A 464-nucleotide genomic window follows, 5' to 3' on the forward strand; every position below is an offset into this window, starting at 1 on the left:
GCTACTATTGTGGATTAAGATGTAGCAATAGAAATCTTCCAAGATACAGAATGGATAAGGATGAGATAGTAGAATGTGCAAAGGAAGCTGTTGATGCAGGGTACAGAAGCCTAGTTCTTCAGTCAGGTGAGGATTTATATTATACAAAGGAAATTTTAGGTGAAATAGTAGAGAGAATAAAGGATTATTCAGACGTTGCTATTACTTTAAGTATTGGTGAGAGAAGCTATAAAGAGTATGAGTACCTAAAGGAAAAGGGAGCAGATAGGTTTCTAATGAAGYAYRAAACAGCCATGTGCATTAATTAAAGAAGTTCAAAAGAAGAGGGCAGGAAAATATTTAGTGATAAATCAAGATAAATGTGTGAAGTGTAAGGCATGTTTGAGAACAGGTTGTCCTGCTATATCAATTAGAGATGGTAAAGTTGTTATTGATAAGAACATGTGTAATGCATGTTCGGTATG

Annotated in this window: 1 pseudogene; it reads left to right on the top strand. The window is 34.7% G+C overall.

The window, feature by feature from the left end:
- Positions 1-308 (top strand): annotated as a pseudogene (locus tag TCEL_RS00155) ([FeFe] hydrogenase H-cluster radical SAM maturase HydE); the annotation flags it as partial.
- Between the last annotated feature and the right edge of the window lie 156 nt (positions 309-464).

The organism is Thermobrachium celere DSM 8682 (genome assembly GCF_000430995.1).
Classification (GTDB): Bacteria; Bacillota; Clostridia; order Clostridiales; family Caloramatoraceae; genus Thermobrachium; species Thermobrachium celere.